1 protein-coding gene is annotated in these 4,637 nt (G+C 71.8%); it reads right to left on the reverse strand.

What is annotated here, in order from left to right:
* Positions 1–41: 41 nt before the first annotated feature.
* A partial coding sequence (locus ACWDSL_RS51970) for a type I polyketide synthase (protein WP_450496600.1) occupies positions 42–4,637 on the reverse strand: 4,596 nt, incomplete at its 5' end.

The following is a 4,637-nucleotide window of genomic DNA, read 5'->3' on the forward strand; positions in this document are numbered from 1 at the left end:
GAGCGTTTCGGCTCGCGCACGACCCGTCGAGCGGCACGGGCTCAGGACAGCCCGAGCTCGTTGTCCAGCATCTCGAAGACCTCGCTGTCGGTCGCGGCGTCGAAGTCGAACTCGTGGTCGGCCTTCTGGTCCGGGTCTTCGTGCAGGGCCCCCCATCGGCTGCGCAGCACCTCCAGCCGCCCCGCCACCCGCTCGTGCAGCTCCGGATCGACCGACACCTGCGCGAAGGCGAGCTCCAGACGGTCCAGCTCGGCCAGGATGGACATCGGCCCCGCCTCCTCCGGGACGAGTTGCGCGCGTATGTGGTCGGCCAGTGCGTCCGGCGTCGGATAGTCGAAGATCAGGGTGGCGGGCAGCCGGAGCCCGGTGGTGGCGTTCAGGCGGTTGCGCAGTTCGATCGCGGTGAGCGAGTCGAAGCCCAAGGTCTTGAACTCGCGGGTCGGCTCGATGGCGTCCGCCCCCGCATGGCCCAGCACATCGGCTGCCTGCGCACTGACCAGTTCGCGTACGGCTTCCGCCCTTTCGGCATCGCTGAGACCGATGAGCCGGTCGGCCAGCGAGGCCCCGGCTCCTACGCCGGTTCCGGCCGCTCGCCGGGTCCTCGTCCTGATCAGGCCACGCAGCAGAGCGGGGACCTCGCCCTGGGCGCGCCAGGCGGGCAGGTCCAGCCGGACCGGAACGACGGCCGCCGCCCCGGTCGCCAAGGCCCCGTCGAACAGCGTCAGCCCTTCCTCGATCGACAGCGGAGGCATACCCGACCGCGCGAGCCGCGCCAGGTCCGCCTCGGTCAGCGTGCTGGTCATCCCTTCGGTCTGCGTCCACGGCCCCCATACGAGCGACACCGCGGGCAGACCGGCCGTACGCCGATGCTCGGCCAGCGCGTCCAGGAACGCGTTGCCCGCCGCGTAGTTGGCCTGGCCGGCGGCGCCGAACACACCGGCCACCGAGGAGAAGAGGACAAACGCCGTCAGGTCCAGCTCATGCGTCGCTTCGTGCAGCACCCATGCCGCGTCGGCCTTCGGCCGCAGCACGGCGGCCATGCGCTCCGGCGACAGCGACTCCAGCACACCGTCGTCCAGCACCCCCGCCGTATGCACCACCGCCCGCACCGGACGGTCCGGCGCCACCCCCGCCAGCAGGTCCGCCACGGCGTCGCGGTCCGCGACATCGCATGCCACGGCTTGTGCGTCAGCACCGTGCCGGGCGAGTTCCGCGACGAGTTCGCCGACTCCGTCGGCGTCCGGGCCGCTGCGGCTGGCCAGGATCAGGTTGCGGACACCGTGCTCCGTCACCAGATGGCGCGCCACCTCACGCCCCAGCCCGCCCGTACCGCCGGTGACCAGGACCGTCCCCTCGGGATCCCACTCCACGGCCGACGTGTCGGGATCCGCCGCGGCGGTGGACGCACGGACCAGCCGCGGGACGGTGATCGCGCCGGCGCGGACATCCGACTGCGGCTCGCCCGAGGCGACGGCCTGTCGCAGCGCGGCCACGGAGGCATCGGTGTTGTCGAGGTTCACCAGGCCGAACCGGCCGGGGTGCTCGGTCTGCGCCGAGCGGACCAGGCCCCATACGGACGCGGCGGCCAAGTCCTCGCCCGTCGTCGCGCCACGCGTGACGAACACAAGGCGCGAGGCGGCCGCACCCTCGTCCGCGAGCCACGATTGGGCGAGGTGCAGGGCCCAGGTCGCCGCCTGGTGCGCGGAGCGTACCGGGTCTTCGGGGATGGCCGGGTCTTCGGGAGTGCCGTCCCCGACCGGAACCAGCACCACCTCCGGTACGTCGGCTCCCGTCGGCGGCGATGTCACCCCGGCGATGTCGGCACACACCGCCACGGGCGTCCCGGCCGCCCGCAGCGCCTCGGCCAGCCAGGACTGCTCGGAGCCCAGCACCACGGCGGTGGCGGCGTCCGGGGCGTCGACGGCGGGCGGCAACGGCGAGGCCGGCGTCCAGTCCACCTGGAACAGCGCGTCCGTATCACTCGTGTCCGCGGCGCCGAGTTGGTCGGCGGACACCGAACGTACGACGAGCGAATCGATGGAGCCGACCGGGCCGCCGGCCGTGTCGGCCAGCGTGATCGACATGGCGTTGTCGCCCGCCGGGGACAGCCGGACACGGAGCGCCGACGCGCCGGAGGCGTGCAGGGCGACGCCCTCCCAGCTGAACGGCAGACTCGCCATGGCGCCCGTATCGGCCGCACCGCCGTCCCCGCCATCCCCGCCCGCTTTGTCGAGCCCGGCGAGGAGGGCGGTGTGCAGGACGGCGTCGAGCAGCGCGGGGTGGAGTCCGTAGCCCGCGGCGTCGGCCTCGCCCCGTTCCGGGAGGGCGACCTCGGCGAAGAGTTCATCGCCGCGCCGCCAGGCGGCCCGCAGCCCCTGGAACAGTGGCCCGTAGTCGAAGCCGATGTTCGCGAAGCGGTCGTAGCAATCGCTCACATCGATGTGCTCGGCGCTCTCCGGCGGCCACACCGCCAGCGGTGTCGCGGTCGCTGTCGACTCGCCCTCCGCCAGCACACCACTGGCGTGCAGTGTCCACTCCCGCGCCATGCCCTCCGGCCGGGAGTGGACACTGACGGGACGACAGCCGGAGTCATCGGCCTCGTGAACGGCGAGTTGCAGCTGTACGGCACCCTGTTCGGGCAGGACGAGCGGCGCCGCCAGCGTCAACTCCTCCACCCGGTCGCAGCCGACCTCGTCCGCGGCCCGGAGCGTCAGCTCCAGCAGCGCCGTACCCGGCACCACCACCCGGCCCATCACGACATGATCTGCCAGCCACGCATGGGATCCCACGGAGAGGCGGCTGGTGAACAACGCCCCCTGGCTGTCGGCCAGTTCGACGGACGCCCCCAGCAGCGGGTGATGCGCGTCCCCCAGCCCCGCCGCGCGCACATCGCCGGCACGGCTCACCGTACCCGTCGGCCAGAACCGCTCGTGTTGGAAGGCGTAGGTGGGGAGTGGTACTCGGCGGGCTCCCGGGAACAGGGCTGCCCAGCGCACCTCCGCACCGTTCGCGAACATCCGCGCCATGGCCGTCAGCGCGGACCGCTCCTCCTCTCGGTCCTTGCGCAGCACCGGCACCAGCAGGAGCTCGTCGGCAAGGCTTTCGGCCGCCAGCGCCGACAGCGCCCCGTCCGGCCCGAGCTCGAGGAACCTGCGCACCCCGGCGTCGCCCAACACCGCCACGGCGTCGGAGAACCGTACGGTCGCCCGTACATGCTCGACCCAGTAGTCGGCGGAGCACAGATCCGTGCCCTTGGCGGGCCCGCCCGTGAGTGTGGACACCACCGGAATGGCCGGGGGCTGGTAGGACAGCCCTTCGGCCACGGTACGGAACTCGTCGAGCATCGGGTCCATCAGCGGGGAGTGGAACGCATGCGACACCCGCAGCCGACTTGTCTTCCGCCCCTGCGCCGCAAACCGCTCCGCGATCTCCAGCACTGTCTCCTCAGCCCCGGACACCACCACCGAACCAGGACCGTTGACGGCGGCGATCGACACCTCGCTGGACAGCAGCGGCAGCACCTCATCCTCAGCCGCCCGCACCGCCACCATCGCCCCACCCGCGGGCAACCCCTGCATCAACCGGCCTCGCGCCACCACCAGCGCACACGCGTCCGCCAGCGACAACACCCCCGCCACATGGGCGGCCGCGATCTCACCGACCGAATGCCCCACCAGATGGTCAGGGGCAATCCCCCAGGACTCCACCAGCCGGAACAACGCCACCTCAACCGCGAACAGGGCAGGCTGAGCGAACTCCGTCCGATTCAGCAACCCCTCGTCCTCGCCCCACACCACATCCCGCAACGCCACACCCAACAGCGGATCCAACTCCGCCACCACCTCATCCCACGCCCCCGCGAACACCGGGAACCGCCCATACAACTCACGCCCCATCCCCAACCGCTGAGCACCCTGCCCCGCGAACAGGAACGCCATCCTGCCCTCACTGGTCGCCGAGCCCTTGATCACGTCCGCATTCGGCTCGTCCGCGGCCAGTGCCGCCACGCCCCGCGCCGCGCTCTCCAGGTCCTCGCCCAGCACCACCGCCCGATACTCAAACGCCGACCGGCCCGTAGCCAGTGAGAAGCCCACGTCCCGCAGCCCCAGCTCTCCGCCCGCCCGCAAATGCGACAGGAACTGCCCCGCCTGACCACGCAGAGCCGTCGGCGACGCACCCGACACCACCCACGGCACCAGCCCACTGCCCTCCGGCTCCTCCTCAGAGGCGCCACCGACCGTGTCGGAAGGTTCCGGCTGTTCCACGATCAGGTGGACGTTCGTGCCGCTGATCCCGAAGGAGGACACACCCGCCCGGCGCACCCGGTCCGTCGACGGCCACTCCGCCGGCCCGGTCAGCAGCTCGACCGCGCCCGCCTCCCAGTCCACATGCGACGACGGCGCGTCCACGTGCAGCGTGCCGGGAAGCACGCCATGCCGCATCGCCATCACCATTTTGATCACACCCGCCACGCCCGCCGCGGCCTGTGTATGACCGATGTTCGACTTCACCGACCCCAGCAACAGCGGACGGTCCGCCTTCCGATCCTGACCGTACGTGGCCAACAACGCCTGCGCCTCGATCGGATCACCCAACCTCGTCCCCGTGCCGTGCGCCTCCACCACATCCACATCCGA

The organism is Streptomyces sp. NPDC000941, from assembly GCF_053599555.1.